Genomic DNA, 24,616 nt, shown 5'->3' with positions numbered 1-24,616 from the left:
CATGTCAGCCATAGAAATTCGTAACGTCAAGAAGCGCTACAAGGACTTGCAGGCGCTCAAGGGCGTCAGCCTCACGGTCGAAGAAGGCGAGTTCTTCGGACTGCTCGGTCCGAACGGCGCGGGCAAGACGACGCTCATCAGCATACTCGCGGGTCTCGCGCGCGCCGACGAAGGCAGCATCGCGGTGCGCGGTCACGACGTCGTCGACGATTTCCGCAACGCGCGCCGCGCGCTCGGCGTGGTGCCGCAGGAGCTCGTGTTCGATCCGTTCTTCACGGTGCGCGAAACCTTGCGCATCCAGTCCGGCTACTACGGGCTGCGCAACAACGACGCGTGGATCGACGAGATCATGGCCAATCTCGATCTCACCGAAAAGGCCGATGCCAACATGCGCGCGCTGTCGGGCGGCATGAAGCGCCGCGTGCTGGTCGCGCAGGCGCTCGTGCACCGCCCGCCGGTGATCGTGCTCGACGAGCCGACCGCGGGTGTCGACGTCGAGTTGCGCCAGACGCTGTGGAAGTTCATCTCGCGCCTGAATCGCGAAGGCCACACGATCGTGCTGACCACGCACTATCTGGAAGAAGCCGAATCGTTGTGCGACCGCATCGCGATGCTGCGCCGTGGCGAGGTCGTTGCGCTCGATCGCACCAGCACACTGCTGCAGCGTTTCGCCGGCATGCAACTGTTCGTTCGCTTCGCCCAGGGCGTGCTGCCCGCCGAGCTGCGTCCGCTCGAGGCGGAAGGCGGCGCCGGCAACGGCAATGGCCGCCAGCATCTGCTGCGCATGACGAGCTACGACGACGTCGAGCGCATCCTCGCGCAATGCCGCGCGGCCGGTTGTACATTCGAAGAAATCGAGGTCCGCAAGGCCGACCTCGAAGACGTATTCGTTCAGGTGATGAACGGTCCAGAAGTGATCGAGGGGCTTGCATGAGCGGGTACAGTGGATTTAGCACGCTGTTTTACAAAGAACTGCTGCGCTTCTGGAAGGTGTCTTTCCAGACCGTGCTCGCGCCCGTCATCACCGCGCTGCTTTACCTGACCATCTTCGGCCACGCGCTGCGCGGCCACGTGCAAGTCTATCCGGGCGTCGAATACACGAGCTTCCTGATTCCGGGCCTCGTGATGATGAGCGTGCTGCAGAACGCGTTCGCGAATAGTTCTTCGTCGCTGATTCAATCGAAGATCACCGGCAACCTCGTGTTTGTGCTGCTGCCGCCGCTGTCGCACCACGAGATGTTCGCGGCCTACGTGCTCGCGGCCGTGGCGCGCGGGCTGTGTGTCGGCTTCGGCGTGTTCATCGTGACGATCTGGTTCGTGCCGCTCGCCTTCACCGCGCCGCTCTACATCATCGTGTTCGCTATGTTCGGCTCGGCGATTCTCGGCACGCTGGGTCTGATCGCCGGCATTTGGGCCGAGAAGTTCGACCAGCTCGCCGCGTTCCAGAACTTTCTGATCATGCCGCTCACGTTCCTGTCGGGCGTGTTCTACTCGACGCATACGCTGCCGCCCGTATGGCGCGAAGTATCGCGGCTCAATCCGTTTTTCTACATGATCGACGGCTTTCGCTATGGTTTTTTCGGCGTGTCGGATATCGACCCGCTGGTGAGCCTCGCGATCGTCGCCGGTTTCTTCGTGGTGCTGGCCGCCGTGGCGATGCGCATGCTCGCTACCGGCTACAAGCTGCGCCACTGACGAGGAGCTTCTCTCATGTTGCCGACTCCCGAACAGGTCAAACAGTACATTGCAGCTGGACTCGCGTGCGAGCATCTCGAAGTCGAAGGCGACGGTCAGCATTTCTTTGCGACGATCGTCTCGCCGAACTTCGAAGGCAAGCGCCTGATCCAGCGTCACCAACTCGTGTATGCGGCGCTCGGCGACCGCATGCGCGAAGAAATCCACGCGCTCAGCATGAAGACGCTGACGCCCGCCGAATGGCAGAACGCGTAATCTGGAAATTTTGTGCGAATTACTCAGGAAGGGCGCGACACCGCTAGCGGCGCGCCGAACACAGACAAAGCAGGTCCGGACGCGAACCGGGCCGATCAGGAACCGACAGGCATGGATAAACTCATCATTGAAGGTGGCTACCCGCTCTCCGGTGAAGTTGTCGTCTCGGGTGCGAAAAACGCGGCATTGCCGATCCTGTGCGCGGGTCTGCTGAGCGCCGATCCGGTGCATCTGGAGAACGTGCCCGATCTGCAGGACGTGCGCACGATGCTCAAGCTGCTCGGCCAGATGGGCGTGCGTATCGAAGCCGGCGAAGGGCGCGTGGCGCTCGACGCGTCGAAGGTCGACAACCTCGTCGCGCCGTACGAAATGGTGAAGACGATGCGCGCGTCGATTCTCGTGCTCGGTCCGCTCGTCGCGCGCTTCGGTCATGCGCGCGTGTCGCTGCCGGGCGGCTGCGCGATCGGCGCGCGTCCGGTCGATCAGCACATCAAGGGTCTGCAGGCGATGGGCGCCGAGATCACGATCGAGCACGGCTTCATCGAAGCGCGCGCGAAGCGTCTGAAGGGCGCGCGCATCGTCACCGACATGATCACCGTGACCGGTACCGAGAACCTGCTGATGGCGGCGGTGCTCGCCGAAGGCGAGACGGTCATCGAGAACGCCGCGCGCGAACCCGAAGTGGTCGACCTCGCGCGTCTGCTCGTCGCGATGGGCGCGAAGATCGAAGGCATCGGCACCGACCGTCTGGTGATCCATGGCGTCGACAAGCTGCACGGTGCGAAGCACACGGTGATTCCGGACCGCATCGAAGCGGGCACTTTCCTGTGCGCGGTCGCAACGGCCGGCGGCGACGTCATGCTGCGCAAGATGCGTCCGCTGCTGCTCGAAGCCGTCACCGAAAAGCTGCGCGAAGCGGGCGTCACGGTCGAGGAAGGCGACGACTGGATGCGCGTGCGCATGGACAAGCGCCCGAGCGCGGTCACGTTCCGCACCTCCGAATACCCGGCGTTTCCGACCGACATGCAGGCGCAGTTCATGGCGCTCAACACGATCGCGGACGGTACGTCGCAAGTCGTGGAGACGATCTTCGAAAACCGTTTCATGCACGTTCAGGAACTGAACCGTCTCGGCGCGAGCATCACGATCGACGGCAACACCGCGCTCGTCACCGGCGTCGAAAAACTGTCCGGCGCGAAGGTGATGGCCACCGATCTGCGCGCGTCCGCGAGTCTTGTGATCGCCGCGCTGCGCGCCGAGGGCGAGACGCTGATCGACCGCATCTATCACCTCGATCGCGGCTACGACCGCATGGAAGCGAAGCTCAATGCGATCGGCGCGAAGGTGCGCCGGGTTTCCGGGAGCGGGGCATGAGTTCGATGCCGCAAACGTCGTCGTCGCCGGCGGTCAGCGCGCCGCTCACGCTCGCGTTGTCGAAAGGGCGTATCTTCGAGGAAACGCTGCCGCTGCTCGCGGCGGCCGGCATCGAGGTAGCGGAAGATCCGGAGAGCTCGCGCAAGCTGATTCTGCCGACCACCGACCCGAACCTGCGCGTGATCGTCGTGCGCGCGACCGACGTGCCGACCTATGTCGAGTACGGCGCGGCCGACTTCGGCGTGGCCGGCAAGGATGTGCTGCTCGAGCATGGCGGCAGCGGCCTGTATCAGCCGGTGGATCTGGACATTGCGCGTTGCCGCATGTCGGTCGCGGTCGCGGCCGGTTTCGATTATGCGAACGCGGTGCGCCAGGGCGCGCGTCTGCGGGTCGCTACCAAGTATGTTGAAACCGCTCGTGAGCATTTTGCCGCCAAGGGCGTTCACGTCGATCTGATCAAGCTGTACGGTTCGATGGAACTCGCTCCGCTGGTTGGACTCGCCGACGCGATCGTCGACCTGGTCAGCTCGGGCAATACGCTGCGCGCGAACAATCTGGTCGAGGTGGAGGAGATCATGCAGATTTCGTCGCGTCTCGTCGTGAACCAGGCAGCGCTGAAGCTCAAACGCGCCGCGTTGCGGCCGATTCTCGACGCGTTTGCCAATGCTTCGTCGAAAACCGCCGCCCCGGCGCCCTGACTGACGATGGCAATGTGACGTTGCACTGATAGCGCGCCTTACCGAAACGGATACCTGTATGTCTACCAAGATTCGCAAACTCGATTCCACCGCTCGCGACTTCCACAAGTCGCTGCATGCGGTGCTCGCGTTCGAGGCGAGCGAAGACGAAGCCATCGAGCGCGCGGTCGCGCAGATTCTGAACGACGTGAAGGCGCGCGGCGACGAGGCGGTGCTCGAGTATACGAATCGCTTCGATCGCGTCGATGCGAAAAGCGTGGCCGAGCTCGAACTGCCGATGGCCGAACTCGAGGCGGCGCTCGAAAGTCTCGAGCCGAAGCGGCGCGCGTCGCTCGAAGCGGCGGCGGCACGCGTGCGCGGCTATCACGAGAAGCAGAAGATCGAGTGCGGCAGCCATAGCTGGCAGTACACCGAAGCGGACGGCACCGTGCTCGGCCAGAAGGTCACGCCGCTCGATCGCGCGGGGATCTACGTGCCGGGTGGCAAGGCCGCGTATCCGTCGTCGGTGCTGATGAACGCGATACCGGCGCGAGTGGCCGGCGTGCGCGAAATCGTGATGGTCGTGCCGACGCCGGAAGGCGTGAAGAATCCGCTCGTGCTCGCGGCGGCTCTGCTGGGTGGCGTCGATCGCGTGTTCACGATCGGCGGCGCGCAGGCGGTAGCTGCGCTCGCGTACGGCACGCCGACCGTGCCCGCGGTCGACAAGATCTGCGGCCCCGGCAACGCGTACGTCGCGTCGGCGAAGCGTCGCGTGTTCGGCACGGTCGGCATCGACATGATCGCCGGGCCGTCGGAAATCCTCGTGTTGTGCGACGGCACGACCGACCCGCGCTGGGTCGCGATGGACCTGTTTTCGCAAGCCGAGCACGACGAGCTCGCGCAATCGATCCTGCTGTGCCCCGACGACGCGTTCATCGCGCGCGTGCAGGAAGCGATCGACGAACTGCTGCCCACCCTGCCGCGCCGCGAAGTGATCCGCACGTCGCTCGAAAACCGCGGCGCGCTGATCAAGGTGCGCGACATGGCCGAGGCCTGCGCGATCGCCAACGACATCGCGCCGGAGCACCTTGAAATTTCGGCGCTGGAGCCGCATCAGTGGGCGCAACAGATCCGTCACGCAGGCGCGATCTTCCTTGGCCGTTACACGAGCGAGAGCCTCGGCGACTACTGCGCGGGCCCGAATCATGTGCTGCCGACGTCGCGTACCGCACGGTTTTCGTCGCCGCTCGGCGTCTATGATTTCTTCAAGCGTTCGAGTCTGATCGAGGTCAGCGCGGAAGGTGCGCAGACGCTCGGCGAGATTGCCGCGGAACTGGCATACGGCGAAGGTCTGCAAGCGCACGCACGCAGCGCCGAATACCGGATGCGGCAGAACAACAACGAACGCGGCTGAGGCGGAGCGCTGAGCGCGCTGGCGCGCGGCGGAACTCAAGCAGGCGTAAGCGGGAGCAGGCGAAGCGGCGAGGGCGGCAACCGCCGCCGCATCGACCGGCTTCCATGTTTTCCGGCTTCCACCCGCTCGAGCGACGGCTCGAGCCCACCCGCCCCGTTCAATAACGACGACAGAGACCAACCCGAGCGCCCCACGCCGACGACGCCGACCCGGCGTCTTTAGCACGGCCCGGCCCCCGAACCTATGACGACACCTCAAGACATCATCCGCAGCGACGTGCTCGCAATGACGAGCTATCCGGTTCCCGACGCCACCGGCTTCATCAAGCTCGACGCAATGGAAAACCCGTTTCCGCTGCCGCCGGAACTTGCCGCGCATCTCGGCGAGCGTCTGGCCGGCGTCGCGTTGAACCGTTATCCGGCGCCGCGCCCCGAGCAGTTGATCGAGCGCATTCGTCACGTGATGGGCGTGCCGGCGGGGTGCGACGTGCTGCTCGGCAATGGCTCGGATGAAATCATCAGCATCATGTCGGTCGCGTGCGCGAAGCCGGGCGCGAAGGTGCTCGCGCCGGTGCCGGGCTTCGTCATGTATCAGATGTCGGCGAAGCTGGCGAATCTCGAATTCGTCGGCGTGCCGCTCAAAGCCGACTTCACGCTCGATACCGACGCGATGCTCGCGGCGATCGCCGAGCATGAACCGGCGATCATCTATCTCGCGTATCCGAACAACCCGACCGGCACGCTGTTCGATGACGCCGAAATCGAGCGCATCGTCGCCGCGGCGGGCAGGAGCCTCGTCGTGATCGACGAGGCGTATCAGCCGTTCGCGCAGAAGAGCTGGCTGCCGCGCGCCGACCAGTTCGACAACGTCGTCGTGATGCGCACGGTGTCGAAGCTGGGCCTCGCCGGCATTCGCCTCGGTTACCTGGTCGGCAAGCCCGCGTGGCTGACCGAGTTCGACAAGGTCCGCCCGCCGTACAACACCAACGTGCTGACGCAGGCCGCCGCTGATTTCCTGCTCGACCACATCGGCGTGCTCGATGCGCAGGCCGCGCAATTGCGCGACGAACGCGAGAAACTCGCGCAGGCGGTGGCCGCGCTGCCGGGCGCCGAAGTGTTCACTAGCGCGGGCAACTTCCTGCTCGTGCGGGTGCCCGATGCGTCGGTATTGTTCGAAACCCTGCTAACGGCGCGGATTCTGATCAAAAACGTGAGTAAAATGCATCCATTGCTGGCCAATTGCGTGCGTTTGACCGTCGGTTCGCCGAACGAGAACGCCCAGTTGGTCGCCGGCCTGAAACTCGTGTTGCGGTAACCCGCCGCATCGAGCGGCGGCACTGAGCCGCTGCGTTGAACGGCTGCACTGAGCAGCCCGCCAGTTTGTCCATCCCACATTACTAGCGCTTTTAAGCCAGATTCGAGGAATTGCCATGCGCCTTGCGGAAGTCGTTCGCCACACCAGCGAAACGCAGATCCGTGTGAAGATCAACCTGGACGGCACCGGCCAGCAGAAGCTGGCCACGGGTGTGCCATTCCTGGACCACATGCTCGACCAGATCGCCCGCCACGGGTTGTTCGACCTCGAGATCGAAGCGCATGGCGACCTGCATATCGACGATCATCACACGGTCGAGGACACCGGCATCACGCTCGGCCAGGCCGTCGCGAAGGCGATCGGCGATCGCAAGGGCATCCGCCGCTACGGCCATTCCTACGTGCCGCTCGACGAAGCGCTGTCGCGCGTCGTGATCGATTTTTCCGGCCGTCCGGGCCTCGAATTTCACGTGCCGTTCACGCGCGCGCGCATCGGCACGTTCGACGTCGACCTGTCGATCGAATTCTTCCGCGGCTTCGTGAACCATGCCGGCGTGACGCTGCACATCGACAACCTGCGTGGCATCAACGCGCACCATCAGCTCGAAACGGTGTTCAAGGCATTCGGGCGTGCGCTGCGCATGGCCGTCGAACTCGACGAGCGCGCGGCCGGACAGATTCCATCGACCAAGGGGAGCCTCTAACGTAACGGCCGTAGCAGGCTTTAACACGGGTTTCACCGCCTCCAACGTCTTCAGGCCACTCACCTTCAAGCGATTCATCGGGCAGGACCGCATTTGCCGGCACGTCGTTTGACGCCGCGCCGCGGCATCGATGGATCGAGGGCAGAGCGGCCAAACTTGAAATGAAAACTTCGATAGCGATTGTGGATTACGGAATGGGCAACCTGCGCTCGGTTGCCCAGGCACTGCGTAAAGCGGCGCCGGAAGCGGACGTGGCGATCGTCGATCGTCCGGAAGCGATCCGCTCGGCCGACCGCGTGGTGCTGCCGGGCCAGGGTGCGATGCCCGACTGCATGCGCAGTCTCGGCGCGTCCGGTTTGCAGGAAGCGGTCGTCGAGGCGTCGCGCAGCAAGCCGCTGATGGGCGTGTGCGTCGGCGAGCAGATGCTGTTCGACTGGAGCGCCGAGGGCGACACGCCGGGTCTGGGTCTGTTGCCCGGCAAGGCGGTGCGCTTCGAGCTCGAAGGCCAGGTGCAGGACGACGGCTCGCGCTTCAAGGTCCCGCAGATGGGCTGGAACCGCGTGCGTCAGGCGCAGCCGCATCCGCTGTGGGACGGTGTCGCCGACAACGCGTTCTTCTACTTCGTGCACAGCTACTACGTGGTTCCGGACAACCCGGCGCATACGTCGGGCGAAACGGTCTACGGCGTGCCCTTTACCTCGGCGGTAGCGCGGGATAACATCTTTGCCACCCAATTCCACCCTGAAAAGAGCGCCGAGGCGGGTTTGCGCGTGTATCGCAACTTCGTGCACTGGAACCCGTGAACGCCTTTTTTCATCCCGTTGCCGCGCGCGCGTCGCGCGGTGCCGCGGTCCCGCATCCGACCGGCGCCCCGCTGGAGCGCCGAACGAGTTGTACTAAACTAGCGAGACGGTATTGCGGCGGGCTGACTCGCCAGCCGCTGCCGCCGACCTTCAATCCACTCCCAGATAACACCCGATTGCTATGCTGCTGATTCCCGCCATCGACCTGAAAGACGGTCAGTGTGTACGCCTCAAACAGGGCGATATGGACCAGGCGACGATTTTCTCCGAGGAACCGGCGGCAATGGCCCGACATTGGGTCGACCGCGGCGCGCGTCGTCTGCATCTCGTCGATCTGAATGGCGCGTTCGCCGGCAAGCCGAAGAACGGCGATGCAATCCGGGCGATCATCGATGAAGTGGGCGGCGCGATTCCGGTTCAGCTGGGCGGCGGCATCCGCGACCTGAACACGATCGAGCGCTATCTGGACGACGGTTTGTCGTACGTGATCATCGGCACGGCCGCGGTGAAGAACCCCGGCTTTCTGCAGGACGCGTGCACCGCGTTCGGCGGTCACATCATCGTCGGCCTCGACGCGAAAGACGGCAAGGTCGCCACCGACGGCTGGAGCAAGCTGACCGGTCACGAAGTGGCCGACCTCGCGCGCAAGTTCGAGGACTACGGCTGCGAGTCGATCGTCTACACCGACATCGGCCGTGACGGCATGCTGCAAGGCATCAACATCGAAGCGACGGTGCGCCTTGCGCGCGCGGTCAAGATTCCGGTGATCGCGAGCGGCGGTCTGTCGAACCTCGCGGACATCGAATCGCTGTGCGAAGTCGAAGGCGAGGGCATCGAGGGCGTAATCTGCGGCCGCGCGATCTATTCGGGCGACCTCGACTTCGCGGCCGCGCAGACGCTCGCGGACAAGCTGCGCGAAGCGGACGACGCTTAAGCACGGCGTCGGCTGCGCGTGCTGGGCAGGTTGTGCGGGCCGCCGGCGTTGCGCTCGTGTCGATTTGCGGCGCTCGTTCGAACGATGGCTTGCCTGTAACGCGCGTCGCACGATCAAGCGCCCGGAACCTCGCCAGCTTCCGGCCGGCACCTCACTCGCGGCGCGACGCAACCGCTCGCGCCGGCACCGTGCCGCTTGCCCGCAAGCGAGCGGCCTCATCAGCGGTATTGGCAGAATTGCACGATCATGGCTCTAGCTAAACGCATCATCCCCTGTCTCGACGTCACCGCGGGCCGCGTGGTCAAGGGCGTCAACTTCGTCGAACTGCGCGACGCGGGCGACCCGGTCGAAATCGCGCGCCGTTACGACGAGCAGGGCGCCGACGAACTGACGTTCCTCGACATCACCGCGACCTCGGATCAGCGCGACCTGATTCTGCCGATCATCGAGGCGGTCGCTTCGCAGGTGTTCATTCCGCTGACGGTCGGCGGCGGCGTGCGCGCGGTCGAAGACGTGCGGCGCCTGCTGAACGCGGGCGCCGACAAGATCAGCATGAATTCGTCGGCGGTAGCGAATCCGCAACTCGTGAAGGACGCGACCGACAAATACGGCTCGCAGTGCATCGTCGTCGCGATCGACGCGAAGCGCGTATCGGCCGACGGCGAAACGCCGCGCTGGGAAGTGTTCACGCACGGCGGCCGCAAGGCCACCGGTCTCGATGCGGTCGAATGGGCGCGCAAGATGGCCGAGTTGGGCGCGGGCGAAATCCTGCTGACCAGCATGGATCGCGACGGCACCAGGAGCGGCTTCGACCTTTCGCTCACGCGCGCGGTGTCGGACGCGGTGCCGGTGCCGGTGATCGCGTCGGGCGGCGTCGGCAATCTGCAGCATCTCGCCGACGGCATCAAGAGCGGTCACGCGGACGCGGTGCTCGCCGCGAGCATCTTCCACTATGGCGAACACACGGTCGGCGAGGCCAAGCGCTTCATGGCCGATCAGGGCATTTCGGTGAGGTTGTGACGTGACGAATCCTTCGGCGGTGAACTGGCTCGACAAGGTCAAGTGGGACGCGAACGGCCTCGTGCCGGTGATTGCGCAGGAAGCGTCGACGAACGACGTGCTGATGTTCGCGTGGATGAACCGCGAGGCCCTCGCGAAGACCGTCGAGACCGGCCGCGCGGTGTATTTCTCGCGCTCGCGCCAGCGCCTGTGGTTCAAGGGTGAGGAGTCGGGCCACGTGCAGCATGTGCATGAAGTGCGACTCGATTGCGACGAAGACGTCGTGCTGCTGAAAGTCGAGCAGGTATCGGGCATCGCGTGCCATACCGGCCGCCACTCGTGCTTTTTCCAGAAATTCGAAGGCTCGGTGGACGATGGCGACTGGCAGGCCGTCGATCCCGTGCTGAAAGACCCCGAACACATCTACAAATGATGCAATCCACGCAAAACCCGTCGCCCGCCACGGCTTCCACGCTCGACACGCTGCTGCGCCTCGCGGCGGTGATCGACAGCCGCAAGGGCGGCGATCCGGACATCTCGTATGTATCGCGCCTGTTCCACAAGGGCGACGACGCGGTGCTGAAAAAGATCGGCGAAGAAGCCACCGAAGTCGTGCTGGCCGCGAAGGACGTGCGCCAGGGCGGCGCACCGAAGGCGCTGGTCGGCGAGGTTGCGGACCTGTGGTTCCACTGCCTCGTGATGCTGTCGCATTTCGATCTGAGCCCCGCCGACGTGATCGCCGAACTCGAGCGTCGCGAAGGCCTGTCGGGCATCGAGGAAAAGGCGCTGCGCAAGAGCCGCGAGCGCGAGGAAAACGGCGACTGAGCAGCCGGAGCAGAAATCTGGCGTTTCCGCTTGAAGTCGCGCGCGCCGGCGCCAATATAGCGGTAACCGCACCTCCGGGAGGACGCAAGCATGGAACAGCCGCAAGGAAGCTATCCGCCGCCGGTCTACCGCCACGCGATGGAGCCTGAGCGCGAGCGCAGCCTGCGCACGCTCACGCACGTGCTGTACGCGCTGTATGCGGTCCATTGGCTGACCGGCGGGCTCACCATTCTGGTCGCGATCATCATCAACTACGTCAAACGGTCGGACGTGGCCGGCACGCCGTACGAAGCGCACTTCGAATGGCAGATCCGCACGTTCTGGCTGGGCCTCGTCGGTTACGCGATCGGCGCGTTGCTGCTGCTCGTCGTGATCGGCATTCCGGTGCTGTGGGCAGTCAGCATATGGATGTTGTACCGTATTATCAAAGGCTGGCTGTATCTGTACGATAACAAGTCGTTCGCGAATCCGGCCAGTTGGGTCTGAACGCTAGCCGGTCCGTATGGGCGGGCCGGCTTTCGGATCGAACCTCGGCGCGGGCGGCTTCGCTCGCCCAAGTCATACCGCGTCAGGAATACGATGAGTCTCGATCCGAACTGCCTTTTCTGCAAGATTGCCGCTGGCGAAATCCCGTCGACCAGGGTCCACGAAGACGACGAGTTCGTCGCCTTCCGCGACATCCGTCCGGCGGCCGAAACGCATGTGCTGGTGATTCCTCGCAAGCACATTGCAACGCTGTCGAACTGCACGGAAAGCGACGCGCCTCTGCTTGGTAGAATGCTTGTCCTGGCCGCGCGACTGGCCGAACAATTGGGGGTCGCCTATGACGGCGGCGAAACGGGCTTTCGCACGGTAATCAATACCGGTCCGGGCGGTGGTCAGGAGGTGTATCACCTGCACGCGCACATTCTCGCGGGACCGCGTCCCTGGCAACGCATGGGCTGAGCGCCGGTTCGCGCGTCAGGCGCGTTGCGTGGCAAGTGCGCACCGCCGCGAGTTTTGGTCGAGGACAATAGCGCCGTCGTTGTTTTTACCGCTGTGTAATAACGTCGACGCGATCGTGTGGCCACAATGACAGGCGAAGATGGCCGCATTGCGAGCGAGGCGGTGCAGCCTGAGGTAACGTAGAGATATATCGAGACGAAGCGCACGCGCTTCAGGTTATGCAAATTGGCCGCATCAAGATGCGGCGCCGGGGTTAAGGAGAGTAGTCATGGGTTCGTTGAGTATTTGGCATTGGTTGATCGTTCTGTTGATCGTCGCGCTCGTGTTCGGCACGAAGAAGCTACGCAACATCGGCAGCGATCTGGGCGGCGCCGTGAAGGGCTTCAAGGAAGGCGTGAAGGAAGCCGATTCGTCGTCGGCCGACGCGCAACAGCAGCAGCGCGAGCTGCCGCGCAACGGCGCGGTGGACGTCGAAGCGAAGGAAAAGACGCAGCAATCGAGCGATTACCGCTAAGCCGCGGCCTTCGCGCCGTTCCCGCGTTTCTGACGGACATTCCATTTCATGCTGGACCTCGGTCTAACCAAGATGGCGCTGATCGGCGTCGTCGCGCTGGTCGTCCTCGGGCCTGAGCGCCTGCCGCGTGTCGCTCGCACGGCCGGCGCGCTGTTCGGCCGCGCACAGCGGTACATCAACGACGTTAAGGCCGAAGTCACGCGCGAAATCGAGCTCGACGAATTGCGGCGCATGAAGACCGAGTTCGAGAAGGCTGCGAGCAATGTCCAAACGGCGGTTCAGGACAATGTGCGCAAGCACGAGAATGAACTGAACGAAGCATGGAATAGCGGTACGTCGGTATCGCCGAGCATCGCCGGCGGCGCGCTCGAAGACGCCGGCAGCGGGGCCAGCGGCAGCGCGGGTGCCGCCTCGTGGCCCGTCAGTACGCCGGCCGCCGCGCCCAAACGCAAGACCTGGCGCGTCCAGCAGAGCGCCACGCCCACCTGGTACAAGCGAGCGAGCCTGCGGCGCACGCGCGTGCAGTCGGGCGCCGCGCGCGTTGCGCGGCACACACCTGCCAACCTGCGTCGTCCGACGCGGTTTTTCTGATGTTCAGATCGACAATCCCCAACCGAGGGCCGGTGTGAGCGACCCCCAGCAATCCCAGAACGAAGGCACTGAAGAGACCTTCATTTCCCACCTCGTCGAACTGCGTGACCGCATCATCCGTGCGGGGCTCGCCGTCGTCGTCGTGTTCGTCGGGCTCGTTTACTGGGCGCCGGACATCTTCAAACTGCTCGCCCGTCCGCTGATGATGAATCTGCCAAAGGACGGCAAGATGATCGTCACCGACGTCACCGGCTCATTCTTCGTGCCGATGAAGGTGACGATGCTGGTCGCCTTCGTGATCGCGCTGCCGGTCGTGCTGTACCAGATCTGGGCGTTCGTCGCGCCTGGGCTCTATCAGCACGAGAAGAAGCTCGTCGCGCCGCTCGTCGCGAGCAGCTACACGCTGTTCCTGTGCGGCATGGCGTTCGCGTACTTCGTCGTGTTTCCGACCATCTTCCGCGTGATGGCGCACTACAATGCGCCGCTTGGCGCGGAGATGACAACCGATATCAACAATTACCTGAGCTTCGTGCTGACGATGTTCATCGCGTTCGGCGTCACGTTCGAGGTACCGATCGTCGTCGTGCTGCTGGTGCGGATGAACGTGGTGACGCTGAAGAAGCTGAAGGAGATCCGGCCGTATGTGATCGTCGGCGCGTTCGTGGTGTCGGCCGTCGTAACGCCGCCGGACGTGTTTTCGCAGCTGATCCTCGCGGTTCCGCTGATTCTGCTGTACGAAGCTGGCATCGTCGCGGCGCGGTTGATCGTCGGCAAGCAGCCGGTGGTCGTGGAGGATGCGAGTCCGCCGCCGTCCAGTTGAGGTGTCGCGAGTCAGTGCCGGGTGTCAAATGAAAAAGGGCAGTTCATTGCGGACTGCCCTTATTCATTGCGTGGAATCGCGGCATTACTTCAACCGCCTTCGTCATCCGGCTGATCGCCGCCGTTGTCGTCTTCCGTCTGTTTCGGCGGCGGCGGGCGTTTGCCGATCTTCACGTCGAGATCGATCTGATGACCTTTGCGCACCAGATGCACTTTCGCCGCCGTACCGGGCTTGATCTGCGCGATCACGTTCAACAGACGCGTGGTATCGGTGATCACCTGGCCGTTTACGCTCGTCAGGATGTCGCCGGGCTTGATGCCCGCACGGTCGGCCGGGCCGCTTTTCAGCACGCCTGCGACAATAGCGCCCGACTTCTGATCGAGCCCGAACGACTCCGCGATTTCCGGTGTGACGTCCTGCGGTTCGACGCCGATCCAGCCGCGCGTGACCGTGCCGGTCGTAATGATGCTCTCGAGCACGCTGCGCGCGGTCGACACCGGAATCGCGAAGCCGATGCCGAGCGAGCCGCCCGAGCGCGAGTAGATGGCGGTGTTGATGCCGAGCAGGTTGCCGTTCACGTCAACGAGCGCACCGCCTGAATTGCCGGGGTTGATCGGGGCGTCGGTCTGGATGAAGTTTTCGAACGTATTGATGCCGAGATGATTGCGGCCGAGCGCGCTGACGATGCCCATCGTTACGGTCTGCCCGACGCCGAACGGATTGCCGATCGCGAGCACGACGTCGCCGACGCGGGTCTGGTCCATCCGGCCGAGCGTGATGGTGGGCAGATTGGTCATATTGACCTTTAGCACGGCCAGATCGGTTTCGGGGTCGATGCCGATGACCTTCGCGCTGGCGGTGCGGCCATCGGCGAGCGCGATTTCGATCTGATCGGCGCCGTCGACGACGTGCTGGTTCGTTAGAATGTAACCTTCCGAACTCACTATCACGCCTGAGCCGAGATTCGAGGCAGGCTGCTCCTGCTGCTTGCGATTGTTCCTGTCGCCGAAGAAGTAGCGGAACAGCGGGTCTTTGGCGCGCGGGTCGGGAGGCAGCGAGCCATCCTTGCTGGAGAACACGTTGACGACCGCGGGCATGGCCTTTTGCGCCGCTTCGGCATAGGACGTTTCGGCATGGCCAGTGCCGATGCCCGGCGCCACTTCCCGTAGCGCGACGATCGGTTCGGCGAGTTGTCTGCCGAATTGTCCTTGGCGCTGCAGCCACTGCGGTTTGAGGGTCGCAATGATGAACATCAGCGCCAACAGCACCGTCACCGCTTGGGCAAATAACAGCCAGAAGCGTCTAAGCATCTGAAGACTAGAGGTCTATATGGATCGGATTGAACTTGAATTGTACTTGAACAATCTCCTTGAAACCGCGCGCTTCAAGGACTATTGCCCGAACGGATTGCAGGTCGAAGGACGCCGCCGGATCAACAAACTTGCGACCGGCGTTACCGCGTCGGTGGCCTTCCTGGAGGCCGCGCTCGACTGGGGCGCGGACGCCGTGCTGGTCCATCACGGCTACTTCTGGCGCAACGAGGCACCGCAGATCACCGGCCGCAAACATGCTCGTTTGAAGCTGCTGCTCGCCAACGACCTGAACCTGTTCGCCTACCATCTGCCGCTCGACGATCATCCCGAGTTCGGCAACAACGCGCAGATCGGCGAGAAGATGGGCTGGATCAGCGACGCGCGTTTCGGCGACAACGATCTCGGCTGGCTCGCCACGCTGCCGATGCCGATCACGCTGTCGCACCTCACCGCGGAGATCGCGCAGACACTGGGCCGCACGCCGCTCGTGTTCGGCGATCCGGATATGGAGCTGCGCCGCGTCGGCTGGTGCACGGGCGCCGCGCAAGGCATGTTCGACGCGGCGATCAACGCGGGTGTCGACGTCTACGTGACCGGCGAGGTATCGGAGTCGGTGATGCATACGGCGGCGGAAAGCGGCGTCGCGTTTCTGGCAGCTGGCCACCACGCGACCGAGCGCTTCGGCGTGCAGGCGGTGGGCAAGCATCTGTCCGAATCGTTCGATATCGAACATCTGTTTATCGATATCCCCAATCCCGTTTGAATTGCGAATTGCATTAACGAAGAACAAGGCAGGAATACCGCAGAAGGCACTTAAAAGGAGGTGCGAAAAAGTTTGCGATCGGTACGGACAAACCCTGAGTTATCAAGGGCTTCGCACGGTTTTTGGCAATCGGCCCTTGTAAATGGCGACTCCATTCGAGCAAACTAGCGGCGGTAGAAGCGACGTGAAGGAAAAATCCAACTCAGAAGTGGGGCGTGTGATGCGAGACAAAGAAGAGGAACGCGTCGATGGCAGCCGCCGTAACTGGCTGGTAGCGACGACCGTAGCAGGCGGCATAGGAGGTGTTGCCGTTGTCGTACCCTTTGTTAGTTCCTTTGCACCATCCGAAAAGGCCAAGGCCGCAGGTGCCCCGGTCGAAGTCGATATCAGTGGTCTGAAGCCTGGCGACATGATGACGGTCGCCTGGCGTGGCAAGCCGGTGTGGATCATCAACCGCACGGACCGCATGCTCGCCGATGTTCAAAAAGCCGACAGCCAGGTAGCGGACCCCCACTCGCTGAATCCGTTTTCGATGCCACTGCCGGACTACTGCAACAACGAATTCCGTTCACGCGCGGAGAACAAGCATCTGCTGGTTGCCGTCGCCGTTTGCACGCATCTGGGCTGCACGCCGACGCCGCGCTTCCAGGAAGGCCCGCAGCCGAATCTCCCCGACGACTGGCCCGGCGGCTTCCTGTGCCCGTGCCACGGCTCGACCTACGACATGGCCGGCCGCGTCTTCAAGAACAAACCCGCTCCGCAGAACCTCGACATCCCGCGCTTCATGTTCACGTCGGCGACGGCCCTTGTGATCGGGAAGGACGAAAAAGGAGAAGCGTAATGGCGAGCGAACACGAAGTAGAGACGACCGGGCTGGCTGGTTGGATCGACCAGCGCTTCCCGATGACTGCCACGTGGAAGAAGCACGTTTCCGAGTACTACGCGCCGAAGAACTTCAACTTCTGGTACTTCTTCGGTTCGCTTGCGTTGCTGGTGCTGGTCAACCAGATCGTCACCGGCATTTTCCTGACGATGAACTACAAGCCCGACGCGACGCTCGCGTTCTCGTCGGTCGAGTACATCATGCGCGAGGTGCCGTGGGGCTGGCTGATCCGCTACATGCACTCGACGGGTGCGTCGATGTTTTTCGTCGTCGTGTATCTGCACATGTTCCGCGGGCTCCTGTACGGCTCGTACCGCAAGCCGCGCGAACTCGTGTGGATTTTCGGCTGCCTGATTTTCCTGAGCCTGATGGCCGAGGCGTTCTTCGGCTACCTGCTGCCGTGGGGCCAGATGTCGTTCTGGGGCGCGCAGGTGATCGTGAACCTGTTCTCGGCGATTCCGTTCATCGGTCCGGATCTGTCGCTGTGGATTCGCGGCGACTACGTGGTCTCCGACGTCACGCTGAACCGCTTCTTCGCGTTTCACGTGATCGCGATTCCGCTGGTGCTGATCGGCCTCGTGATCGCGCACCTCGTCGCGCTGCACGAAGTCGGCTCGAACAACCCGGACGGCATTGAGATCAAGGCCAAGAAGGGCCCGGATGGCGTGCCGCTCGACGGCATTCCGTTCCACCCGTACTACTCGGTGCACGACTTCATGGGCGTAACGATCTTCCTGCTGATCTTCGCGGCGATCATCTTCTTCGCGCCGGAAATGGGTGGGTACTTCCTTGAAGCCAACAACTTCATCCCCGCGAATCCGCTGCAGACGCCGCCGGAAATTGCGCCTGTGTGGTATTTCACCGCCTTTTATGCGATGCTGCGCGCCACTACCGATCCATTCAAGATCGTGCTGATGATCGTCATCGCGCTACTCGGGTTGCTGGCGCTCGTGCGCGCGCGCGGCAAGTGGAAGCTCGGTCTGCCGGTGCTTGCGGTGCTGGTGATCGTCGCGATGGTGTTCACCGAATCGAAGTTCTGGGGCGTCGTGGTGATGGGCAGCGCGGTGATTTCGCTGTTCTTCCTGCCGTGGCTCGACCGGTCGCCGGTCAGGTCTATTCGCTACCGGCCGTTCTTCCACAAGGTTTTCTTCGGGATCTTCGTGATTGCGTTCCTGACGCTCGGCTTCCTCGGCACGCGGCCGCCATCGCCGGCCGCGACGCTGATCGCCCAGATCTGTGCGCTGATCTACTTCGCGTTTTTCCTCGGCATGCCCTTCTGGACCCGGCTTGGCAAGTTCAAGCAGCCGCCCGAGCGGGTGCGGTTCAAGCCTCACTAATCGCGAGCCAGGAGAACATGAAGATGAAAAAACTGCTTTCGATGTGCGCGCTGGTCGGCGCGACCATGCTGGTCGGCGCGACCATGCTTGTGCTGCTGGCCGCTCCGGTTCACGCGGACGAGAATTTCCCGCTCGATCGCGCGCCGGACAACACGAACAATTTCGCTTCTTTGCAGCGCGGCGCGCAATTGTTTGTAAACTACTGCCTGAATTGCCACAGCGCGAACCTGATGCGCTACAACCGCCTGACCGATCTCGGCATCACGCCGAACGAAATCCAGGCGAACCTGCTGTTCACCACCGACAAGGTGGGCAACACGATGACCGTGGCGATGCGCCCGGAGGACGCGAAAGCGTGGTTTGGGGCGACGCCGCCGGATCTGTCGGTAGAGGCGCGGGCGCGCGGCACGGACTGGCTTTACACGTATCTGCGGAGTTTTTACCGCGACGATACGCGGCCGACCGGCTGGAACAATCTGGTGTACCAAAACGTGAGCATGCCTCACGTGCTGTGGCAGCTTCAGGGGCAGCGTGCGGCGAAATTCGGCGACGAAACCGACGAAAAAACCGGCGAAAAAGTACACAAATTCCTCGGCTTCCAGCAACTGACTCCGGGGACGATGTCGCCGGTAGATTATGATTCTGCTGTGGCCGACCTCGTGTCGTACCTGTCATGGATGTCCGAACCGACGCAGCAAACCCGCAAGCAACTTGGCGTGTGGGTGCTGTTGTTCCTCGGTATCCTGAGCTTTTTCGCCTGGCGACTGAACGCCGCGTACTGGAAACATATCAAATAATCACGCCGCTACATGGCGTGGGGCCGGCGCCAGGAAAAACCTGCTGAACGGTTTTTCCGCGCGCTGGCCCTTCAGCTTTTTGAGGAAACGTAAACATGATGGTTCTGTATTCCGGCACTACTTGCCCGTTCTCCCAGCGTTGCCGGCTGGTGTTGTTCGAAAAGGGCATGGACTTCGAGATCCGCGACGTCGACCTGTTCAACAAGCCGGAAGACATCGCCGTGATGAATCCGTATGGTCAGGTGCCGATTCTCGTCGAACGGGACCTGATTCTGTACGAATCGAACATCATCAACGAGTACATCGACGAGCGCTTCCCGCACCCGCAGCTGATGCCGGCCGATCCGGTCCAGCGCGCGCGTGCCCGCCTGTTCCTGCTCAACTTCGAGAAAGAGCTGTTCGTCCACGTCGGCACGCTCGAAAACGAGAAGGGCAAGGCAGCGGAGAAGAATCACGAGAAGGCGCGCCTCGCGATCCGCGATCGCCTGACGCAGCTCGCGCCGATCTTCCTGAAGAACAAGTACATGCTCGGCGAAGAGTTCTCGATGCTCGACGTCGCGATCGCACCACTGCTCTGGCGCCTTGACCACTACGGTATCGAGCTGTCGAAGAACGCCGCGCCGCTGATGAAGTACGCCGAGCGCATTTTCAGCCGCCCGGCTTATATCGAAGCGCTGACGCCGTCGGAAAAGGTGATGCGTCGTTGAGTTTGGCTTTGGAGCGCGGACGTCGCATCGCTTCGATGCGCGCCCGCGCCCGCAAGAGGACTGTTGATGCAAGAGATTTCCACGAAACCTTATCTGTTGCGCGCGCTCTACGAGTGGTGCACGGATAACGGCTACACACCGCATATCGCGGTCCGCGTCGACAATCAGACGCGCGTGCCACGTCAGTTCGTGCGCGACAACGAGATCGTGTTGAACATCAGCTTCGAGGCGACCAGCCAGCTGCAGATGGGCAACGAGTGGATCGAGTTCAACGCGCGCTTCTCCGGCAAGTCCCACAAGATCGAAGTGCCGGTCGCCAATATTCTTGCGATCTACGCGCGCGAGAACGGCCAGGGTATGGCGTTCCCGGTAGAATCGGCGGGCGGCGAGGCTCAGGATTCGGGCGCGGATGCCGCGGACGAAGCTGACACGCCGGCGGCTCCGCGCGCCGTCGAAAACGCCCCCGCCGACCCTGCCGAGGCCACCGACGCCGACGACAAACCGCAGCCCGACGACGATGGCTCGAAAGGCGGCGGAAGGGCTCGCCTTAAGATCGTGAAATGAAGTAGAATCACGGCCTCATGCCGGCTTAGCTCATCAGGTAGAGCGCTTGACTTGTAATCATGAGGTGGCGGGTTCGAGTCCTGCAGCCGGCACCAGATTGCTTTATCAGCAGTAACTGGAAATGCTAGAAAACCCCGTCGAAGCACACGCTTTGGCGGGGTTTTTCTTTTTCGGTGGAAATTGCCCGGATCGTTGCTGATGCCGATCACCGAAGCCTTGGCCCGGCTTGTTTGCGACGAGGGTTTCACGCACGTCAAAACGTGCGAAGGGAGCGTGAGGTGAGCCGCGCGATGGCTCAAAAACCACGATATCTCTTTCACCTTGTCGATTGTAGACATTATTGTCTACTTTCGGTGCGTCTAGACTCACCTCATCACCGTCACCAATTCATGCCGCGCCGCGAATCCGCACGGCGGCGGTACGGTACTATTCGGGCGTCGCCCGGGATGGCGGGCAGCCGCCGGACGTCCGGTCCGCTGTCGCGGTCCATGCCGCCGGCGACGTCACATCGACTCCATTGCACCATGACCAGCCCCGCAACTCTCACCTGGCCAGAAGCCGACGGCCCGTGCACCGCACGCTGGCGTTCCGAAGCGGCCGTGCCGCCGCCGAAGCGCGTCGTCGTCGCCGACGACCGCACCACCGCCGATTCGGCCTACCGCCTCGCCTGCGAAGGCACCGCGCTGCTGTGGCGCGGCGACTTCCAGAACGCACGCCAACTGCTGCAGGCCGTCACGCGCCGGCTCGAACGCAAGCCGCGCAAGCAGGGAGCCACACCGCTCGACGCGTTCAACCAGCATCGGCAGGCGCAGTCGCAGCGCGCGCGCACGCTCGGCATGATCCTGATTCCGCTCGATGCCGACTACGCCATTCCGCTGCGTCGCGCGCCCGACGTGCGGCAGGCCTGCATCGAAGCTTATGGACCGGCGAGCGGCGACGCGTCGGTCGTGTCGTTGCGCGAGTTGCTCGGTTTGATCGGCGCGCACGAATGGCGCAAGAAGGGCGTCGAGATTACGGCGCTCGGCGAGCGCATCCATCCGCACTACGGTGTGTTCTCACCGGTGCGCGGCGAGTACGTCGATCTGGTCGCGCGCACGCCGCTGCCGTCGCTGGACCTCGCGTTCGATATCGGCACCGGCACTGGCGTGCTGGCCGCGCTGCTGGCCAAACGCGGCGTGCGCAAGATCGTCGCGACGGACCAGGATGCGCGCGCGCTTGCGTGTGCTCGTGAAAATCTCGCGCGTCTTGGTTACGCCGAGCAGGTCGAGATCGTGCAGGCCGATCTGTTTCCGGACGGTCGGGCACCGCTTGTCGTCTGCAATCCGCCGTGGGTGCCGGCGCGGCCCGCGTCGCCGCTCGAATACGCGGTCTACGATCCGGACAGCCGCATGCTGGTCGGCTTCCTGAACGGCCTCGCCGATCATCTGACGCCGGGCGGCGAGGGCTGGCTGATCATTTCGGATTTCGCCGAGCACCTTGGGCTGCGTACGCGCGAGTGGCTGCTCGCGGCGATCGAGCACGCGGGGCTCAGTGTCGTGGGGCGCGAGGACATTCGTCCACGGCATCCGAAGGCCAGCGATCAGAACGATCCGTTGTATGTTGCGCGAGCGGCCGAGGTCACGTCGTTGTGGCGGCTCAAGGCGCGGTGACGCCGACTGCGCGCGTCACGCCGACTTGCCGTGCACTTCCAGATACGCGTACGCGCCCCGGCCAGCGACCAGCCCGCTGGCAAAGCAGGCGGTCAGCAGATAACCACCGGTCGGCGCCTCCCAATCGAGCATTTCGCCCGCGCAGAATGCGCCGGGCATCCGGTCGATCATCAGATGCGCGTCCAACGCCTCGAACGGGATTCCGCCCGCCGTACTGATCGCTTCCTCGATCGGTCGCGCGCGCAGCAGTCGCATCGGCAGCGCCTTGATCGCGTGGGCGAGGCCGCGCGCATCGGCGAAGGCTTCTTTCGACAGAATCTCGTGCAACAACGCCAGCTTGACCCCGCCGATTCCGATTCGCCCGTGCAGATGACTCGCGATCGAGCGTGAGCCGCGCGGCCGCGTCACTTCCTCCACGACTCGCCCGAGCGGCAAGCCTGGCGCGAGATCCAACGCGATCGTGACCTCGCCGCCGGCGAGGATCCGCTCGCGGATCGGCGCCGACAACGCGTAAATCAGGCTCCCTTCGAGGCCCGTTTCGGTCAAAAGTATTTCACCTTGTCGATTGTGGACTTTTCCGTCTGCGCCGGTGACGGAAATCGCGACCGTCTTGATCGGCTGACCCGCGAAACGCTCGCGCAGATACGGGCTCCAGTCCGCGTCGAAGCCGCAGTTCGCGGGACGCAGCGGCGTCACCGGCACGTCGCGCGACGTCATCAGCGGCACCCACGCGGCGTCGGAGCCGAGACGCGGCCAACTGGCGCCGCCGAGCGCGAACACGACCGCGTCGCAGTTGATCGTCTGCTCACCGTTGGGCGTGTCGAAGCGCAACGCGTGGGCGGCACCGTCTTCGGATGTTGACGCCCAGCCGCTCCACTTGTGACGCATATGAAATTGCACACCCGCTTCGCGCAGCCGATGCAGCCACGCGCGCAGCATCGGTGCGGCCTTCATGTCGGACGGAAATACGCGCCCCGAACTGCCGACGAACGTCTCGACGCCCAACTCGCGCAACCATGCGCGCAGCGCGTCGGGACCGAACGCGTCGAGTAACGGCGCGATGCGCTCGCGGCGCGAGCCGTAGCGGTCGAGAAACGGCGCGAGGGCTTCCGAATGCGTGATGTTCATGCCGCCTTTGCCCGCCATCAGGAATTTGCGGCCGACCGACGGCATCGCGTCATATACGTGGACTTGCACGCCGCGCCCGGCAAGCGTCTCCGCGGCCATCAGGCCGGCGGGGCCGCCGCCGATCACGGCGACGCGGGCGGAATCGAGCGAGAATGACATGCGGTTCAGCGGATCAACGGGGAGAAAAGGCGGTGCGCCGCGGTGACCGAACGGATATGCGGCGCGAAGGGCGCTATTGTCACACCGCGCGCGGCGCGCGGCAAACGCCGACAAACTCTGTCGAACTGTGCCCGGTACTGGCAAACAGGCGGCTATTCGGCCAGGCGACCGGGCTCGATCGCCCCAGACCGAAAAATACTGGATTCAGGCTTTCTCCCGGCCGTTGCGCATCGCGTTCACCGCTTGGCTCGTGCCGCACGCGACCTATACTTTTCAAACATCTTCCATCGGACGCCGTTCGGGTCGTTCCTCGCGTCAATCCCCAATCACGTCGCTTGCGTCGCAGCCGCTGCGGCGCGCTTCACTGCCGCGCGCCGGCAGCCGACGCGAAGCGCCTGTTGAATCGGTGGAAGAGTCGATCGTCTGGTTCAAGGAGATTGCCATGACCCGCAAATATATCGACTGTCGCGAATTTCCGAGCGAAACGAACTGCACTGTCGCGCTATCCGCCGACAGCGACGGCGAACTGCTCGAAGCCGCGGTCCAGCATGCCGTCAGCGTTCACAAGCACGCGGATTCGCCGGAGCTGCGCGAGCAGCTGAAGACGCTATTTCATGAGGGAACGCCGCCCGTCGAGGCGCGGCACGCTTGAGACACCCGTGGAAGGGGAGTGTGGAAGCCCGCGTCGCGAGCGGCATCCAGCCGCCCGCGTGCGGGCGTGTTGCAGCAGTCTTGTGGTGACACGAGAAACGCGATACCAGGCCAATCTAACCAGGATGCCGACGCGCTAACCCGGATACGCCTCATCGACCTTCAGCCCGGCGAGCTTGAAGATCACCCGCAACGTCTGCGGCTTGATGTCGCGTCGCGACGCGAGCGTCGTCATCACGAAGTCGAGCACCTTGGCGTACTTGAGCATCGTCAGGCAGGTCTCGAGGTCGACGTTGCCGTCACGCATGACCTCGGCGAGCCGCAGCATTTCCGTGGAGATGTCGCGAGCCATTTCCAGTTCGAGTTGCTGTTTCTCCGACCATGCCGGCGCGGCGGTGAGCTTCGCCATCATTTCCTGAAACTTCTGTTCGACATTTCCGTTGGGTACCGTATCCATTGCCGCCTCTTCTGTGATCATCCGAGCGCGCGACCCGTTGCAAAGCCGGCCGCTGCTGGTTACCTAACGTTCGCCCCTTGTTGCGGGACCGCTCTTCCCACATGCATCCGGTTCGCGTGTCCGGTTGCACGGCCGGACAGCTTCCTGTTTTCGGCGACGCGGCTTGCACCCGCAGGCTCAGCCGGCGCTCAAGCTGTTTTCGGCCATTCTCGAGACACTTCCGCGCAGCGCCTTGCGAGCAGGAAGTGTTCCCAGTGGACCGCCTGTCTCGCGTGATCCGGACGGCGTACTCGCTGGGATTGCCGCACTTTGGGTAAACTGGCAGCAACTTTTCTCTTTTTCCGT

Annotated in this window: 29 protein-coding genes and 1 tRNA gene; 27 read left to right on the top strand and 3 right to left on the bottom strand. The window is 63.4% G+C overall.

The features are described 5' to 3' along the window. The first annotated feature begins 1 nt into the window (after position 1). From F6X40_RS18470 to tatC, 18 genes are all read left to right on the top strand, one after another. Positions 2–934 (top strand): ABC transporter ATP-binding protein, encoded by a 933-nt coding sequence (locus F6X40_RS18470; protein ID WP_187628797.1) that lies wholly within the window; start codon positions 2–4, stop codon positions 932–934. Then, positions 931–1,695, top strand: a complete 765-nt coding sequence (locus tag F6X40_RS18465) for an ABC transporter permease (protein WP_184052306.1) — start codon at positions 931–933, stop codon at positions 1,693–1,695. Before F6X40_RS18470 ends, F6X40_RS18465 begins: the two co-directional genes overlap by 4 nt. A 15-nt stretch (positions 1,696–1,710) precedes the next feature. Next, a complete protein-coding gene (locus F6X40_RS18460; protein WP_008918725.1) occupies positions 1,711–1,950 on the top strand; it encodes a BolA family protein in 240 nt (79 codons plus the stop codon). Positions 1,951–2,061: 111 nt separating this feature from the next. Beyond that, positions 2,062–3,324, top strand: coding sequence for a UDP-N-acetylglucosamine 1-carboxyvinyltransferase (gene murA, locus F6X40_RS18455; protein ID WP_187616842.1), 1,263 nt, complete (start codon positions 2,062–2,064; stop codon positions 3,322–3,324). Next, positions 3,321–4,022 (top strand): ATP phosphoribosyltransferase, encoded by a 702-nt coding sequence (gene hisG / locus F6X40_RS18450; protein ID WP_184035753.1) that lies wholly within the window; start codon positions 3,321–3,323, stop codon positions 4,020–4,022. Before murA ends, hisG begins: the two co-directional genes overlap by 4 nt. Positions 4,023–4,080: 58 nt before the next feature. Further along, positions 4,081–5,415: a histidinol dehydrogenase gene (hisD, locus tag F6X40_RS18445; RefSeq protein WP_184070603.1), complete on the top strand. Its 1,335-nt coding sequence runs from the start codon at positions 4,081–4,083 to the stop codon at positions 5,413–5,415. Between the two features lie 243 nt (positions 5,416–5,658). After that, positions 5,659–6,729, top strand: a complete 1,071-nt coding sequence (hisC, locus tag F6X40_RS18440) for a histidinol-phosphate transaminase (protein ID WP_184070601.1) — start codon at positions 5,659–5,661, stop codon at positions 6,727–6,729. Positions 6,730–6,844: 115 nt separating this feature from the next. Then, positions 6,845–7,432, top strand: a complete 588-nt coding sequence (gene hisB / locus F6X40_RS18435) for an imidazoleglycerol-phosphate dehydratase HisB (protein WP_184070599.1) — start codon at positions 6,845–6,847, stop codon at positions 7,430–7,432. Between the two features lie 161 nt (positions 7,433–7,593). Further along, complete coding sequence (gene hisH / locus F6X40_RS18430) at positions 7,594–8,235, top strand: imidazole glycerol phosphate synthase subunit HisH (RefSeq protein WP_184035773.1); 642 nt, start codon at positions 7,594–7,596, stop codon at positions 8,233–8,235. Positions 8,236–8,416: 181 nt separating this feature from the next. Further along, positions 8,417–9,169, top strand: a complete 753-nt coding sequence (gene hisA / locus F6X40_RS18425; RefSeq protein ID WP_184070595.1) for a 1-(5-phosphoribosyl)-5-[(5-phosphoribosylamino)methylideneamino]imidazole-4-carboxamide isomerase — start codon at positions 8,417–8,419, stop codon at positions 9,167–9,169. Positions 9,170–9,415: 246 nt separating this feature from the next. Beyond that, the gene (hisF, locus tag F6X40_RS18420) at positions 9,416–10,189 is read left to right on the top strand and encodes an imidazole glycerol phosphate synthase subunit HisF (RefSeq protein WP_187628796.1); all 774 of its coding nucleotides are present in this window, start codon (positions 9,416–9,418) and stop codon (positions 10,187–10,189) included. Position 10,190: 1 nt separating this feature from the next. After that, positions 10,191–10,601, top strand: coding sequence for a phosphoribosyl-AMP cyclohydrolase (gene hisI, locus F6X40_RS18415; protein ID WP_090802086.1), 411 nt, complete (start codon positions 10,191–10,193; stop codon positions 10,599–10,601). Next, positions 10,598–10,993 (top strand): phosphoribosyl-ATP diphosphatase, encoded by a 396-nt coding sequence (locus F6X40_RS18410; protein ID WP_187628795.1) that lies wholly within the window; start codon positions 10,598–10,600, stop codon positions 10,991–10,993. Before hisI ends, F6X40_RS18410 begins: the two co-directional genes overlap by 4 nt. A 90-nt stretch (positions 10,994–11,083) precedes the next feature. Next, positions 11,084–11,479, top strand: a complete 396-nt coding sequence (locus F6X40_RS18405; RefSeq protein ID WP_184065591.1) for a DUF4870 family protein — start codon at positions 11,084–11,086, stop codon at positions 11,477–11,479. A 93-nt stretch (positions 11,480–11,572) separates the two neighbouring features. Further along, positions 11,573–11,938: a histidine triad nucleotide-binding protein gene (locus F6X40_RS18400; RefSeq protein WP_187628794.1), complete on the top strand. Its 366-nt coding sequence runs from the start codon at positions 11,573–11,575 to the stop codon at positions 11,936–11,938. 268 nt (positions 11,939–12,206) lie between these two features. Further along, positions 12,207–12,452 carry a Sec-independent protein translocase subunit TatA gene (gene tatA / locus F6X40_RS18395; protein ID WP_018420076.1) on the top strand — a complete coding sequence of 82 codons (246 nt, stop codon included), beginning with the start codon at positions 12,207–12,209 and terminating at the stop codon, positions 12,450–12,452. Positions 12,453–12,500: 48 nt separating this feature from the next. Then, positions 12,501–13,043, top strand: a complete 543-nt coding sequence (gene tatB / locus F6X40_RS18390) for a Sec-independent protein translocase protein TatB (RefSeq protein ID WP_187628793.1) — start codon at positions 12,501–12,503, stop codon at positions 13,041–13,043. Positions 13,044–13,077: 34 nt separating this feature from the next. Beyond that, a complete protein-coding gene (tatC, locus tag F6X40_RS18385; protein WP_184065597.1) occupies positions 13,078–13,863 on the top strand; it encodes a twin-arginine translocase subunit TatC in 786 nt (261 codons plus the stop codon). Positions 13,864–13,952: 89 nt separating this feature from the next. Here tatC and F6X40_RS18380 read toward each other — a convergent pair whose 3' ends face one another. Beyond that, a complete protein-coding gene (locus tag F6X40_RS18380; protein ID WP_184070588.1) occupies positions 13,953–15,173 on the bottom strand; it encodes a Do family serine endopeptidase in 1,221 nt (406 codons plus the stop codon). Between the two features lie 19 nt (positions 15,174–15,192). Here F6X40_RS18380 and F6X40_RS18375 point away from each other — a divergent pair, with 19 nt between their 5' ends. From F6X40_RS18375 to F6X40_RS18340, 8 genes are all read left to right on the top strand, one after another. Beyond that, entirely contained in the window at positions 15,193–15,939 is a 747-nt protein-coding gene (locus F6X40_RS18375) for a Nif3-like dinuclear metal center hexameric protein (RefSeq protein WP_090802074.1), read from the top strand. 220 nt (positions 15,940–16,159) lie between these two features. After that, positions 16,160–16,780 (top strand): ubiquinol-cytochrome c reductase iron-sulfur subunit, encoded by a 621-nt coding sequence (petA, locus tag F6X40_RS18370; RefSeq protein WP_090802072.1) that lies wholly within the window; start codon positions 16,160–16,162, stop codon positions 16,778–16,780. Then, positions 16,780–18,159 (top strand): cytochrome b, encoded by a 1,380-nt coding sequence (locus F6X40_RS18365; RefSeq protein ID WP_184070585.1) that lies wholly within the window; start codon positions 16,780–16,782, stop codon positions 18,157–18,159. Before petA ends, F6X40_RS18365 begins: the two co-directional genes overlap by 1 nt. Positions 18,160–18,182: 23 nt before the next feature. Continuing rightward, positions 18,183–18,956, top strand: a complete 774-nt coding sequence (locus tag F6X40_RS18360; RefSeq protein ID WP_187628792.1) for a cytochrome c1 — start codon at positions 18,183–18,185, stop codon at positions 18,954–18,956. Between the two features lie 95 nt (positions 18,957–19,051). Beyond that, positions 19,052–19,663 carry a glutathione S-transferase N-terminal domain-containing protein gene (locus F6X40_RS18355; RefSeq protein WP_006052302.1) on the top strand — a complete coding sequence of 204 codons (612 nt, stop codon included), beginning with the start codon at positions 19,052–19,054 and terminating at the stop codon, positions 19,661–19,663. Positions 19,664–19,729: 66 nt separating this feature from the next. Further along, complete coding sequence (locus F6X40_RS18350; RefSeq protein WP_187628791.1) at positions 19,730–20,227, top strand: ClpXP protease specificity-enhancing factor; 498 nt, start codon at positions 19,730–19,732, stop codon at positions 20,225–20,227. A 19-nt stretch (positions 20,228–20,246) separates the two neighbouring features. Further along, positions 20,247–20,322: transfer RNA gene (locus tag F6X40_RS18345), tRNA-Thr, on the top strand. A gap of 429 nt (positions 20,323–20,751) precedes the next feature. Next, on the top strand, positions 20,752–21,876 hold the full coding sequence (locus F6X40_RS18340; RefSeq protein ID WP_184070579.1) for a methyltransferase: 1,125 nt from the start codon (positions 20,752–20,754) through the stop codon (positions 21,874–21,876). A gap of 15 nt (positions 21,877–21,891) precedes the next feature. Here the strand turns inward: F6X40_RS18340 and F6X40_RS18335 are convergent, their stop codons facing one another. Beyond that, a complete protein-coding gene (locus F6X40_RS18335) occupies positions 21,892–23,163 on the bottom strand; it encodes a TIGR03862 family flavoprotein (RefSeq protein WP_187628790.1) in 1,272 nt (423 codons plus the stop codon). A gap of 442 nt (positions 23,164–23,605) precedes the next feature. Here F6X40_RS18335 and F6X40_RS18330 point away from each other — a divergent pair, with 442 nt between their 5' ends. Then, a complete protein-coding gene (locus F6X40_RS18330; protein ID WP_090805487.1) occupies positions 23,606–23,815 on the top strand; it encodes a DUF1059 domain-containing protein in 210 nt (69 codons plus the stop codon). Positions 23,816–23,950: 135 nt separating this feature from the next. Here the strand turns inward: F6X40_RS18330 and F6X40_RS18325 are convergent, their stop codons facing one another. Continuing rightward, a complete protein-coding gene (locus F6X40_RS18325; RefSeq protein ID WP_090802066.1) occupies positions 23,951–24,271 on the bottom strand; it encodes a DNA-binding protein in 321 nt (106 codons plus the stop codon). Positions 24,272–24,616 lie beyond the last annotated feature (345 nt).

Origin of the sequence: Paraburkholderia sp. UCT31 (genome assembly GCF_014397655.1) — a bacterium.
GTDB lineage: Bacteria > Pseudomonadota > Gammaproteobacteria > Burkholderiales > Burkholderiaceae > Paraburkholderia > Paraburkholderia tuberum.
The sequence above is the reverse complement of the archived record's forward strand: the minus strand, read 5'-3'. Positions and strand labels throughout refer to the sequence as shown.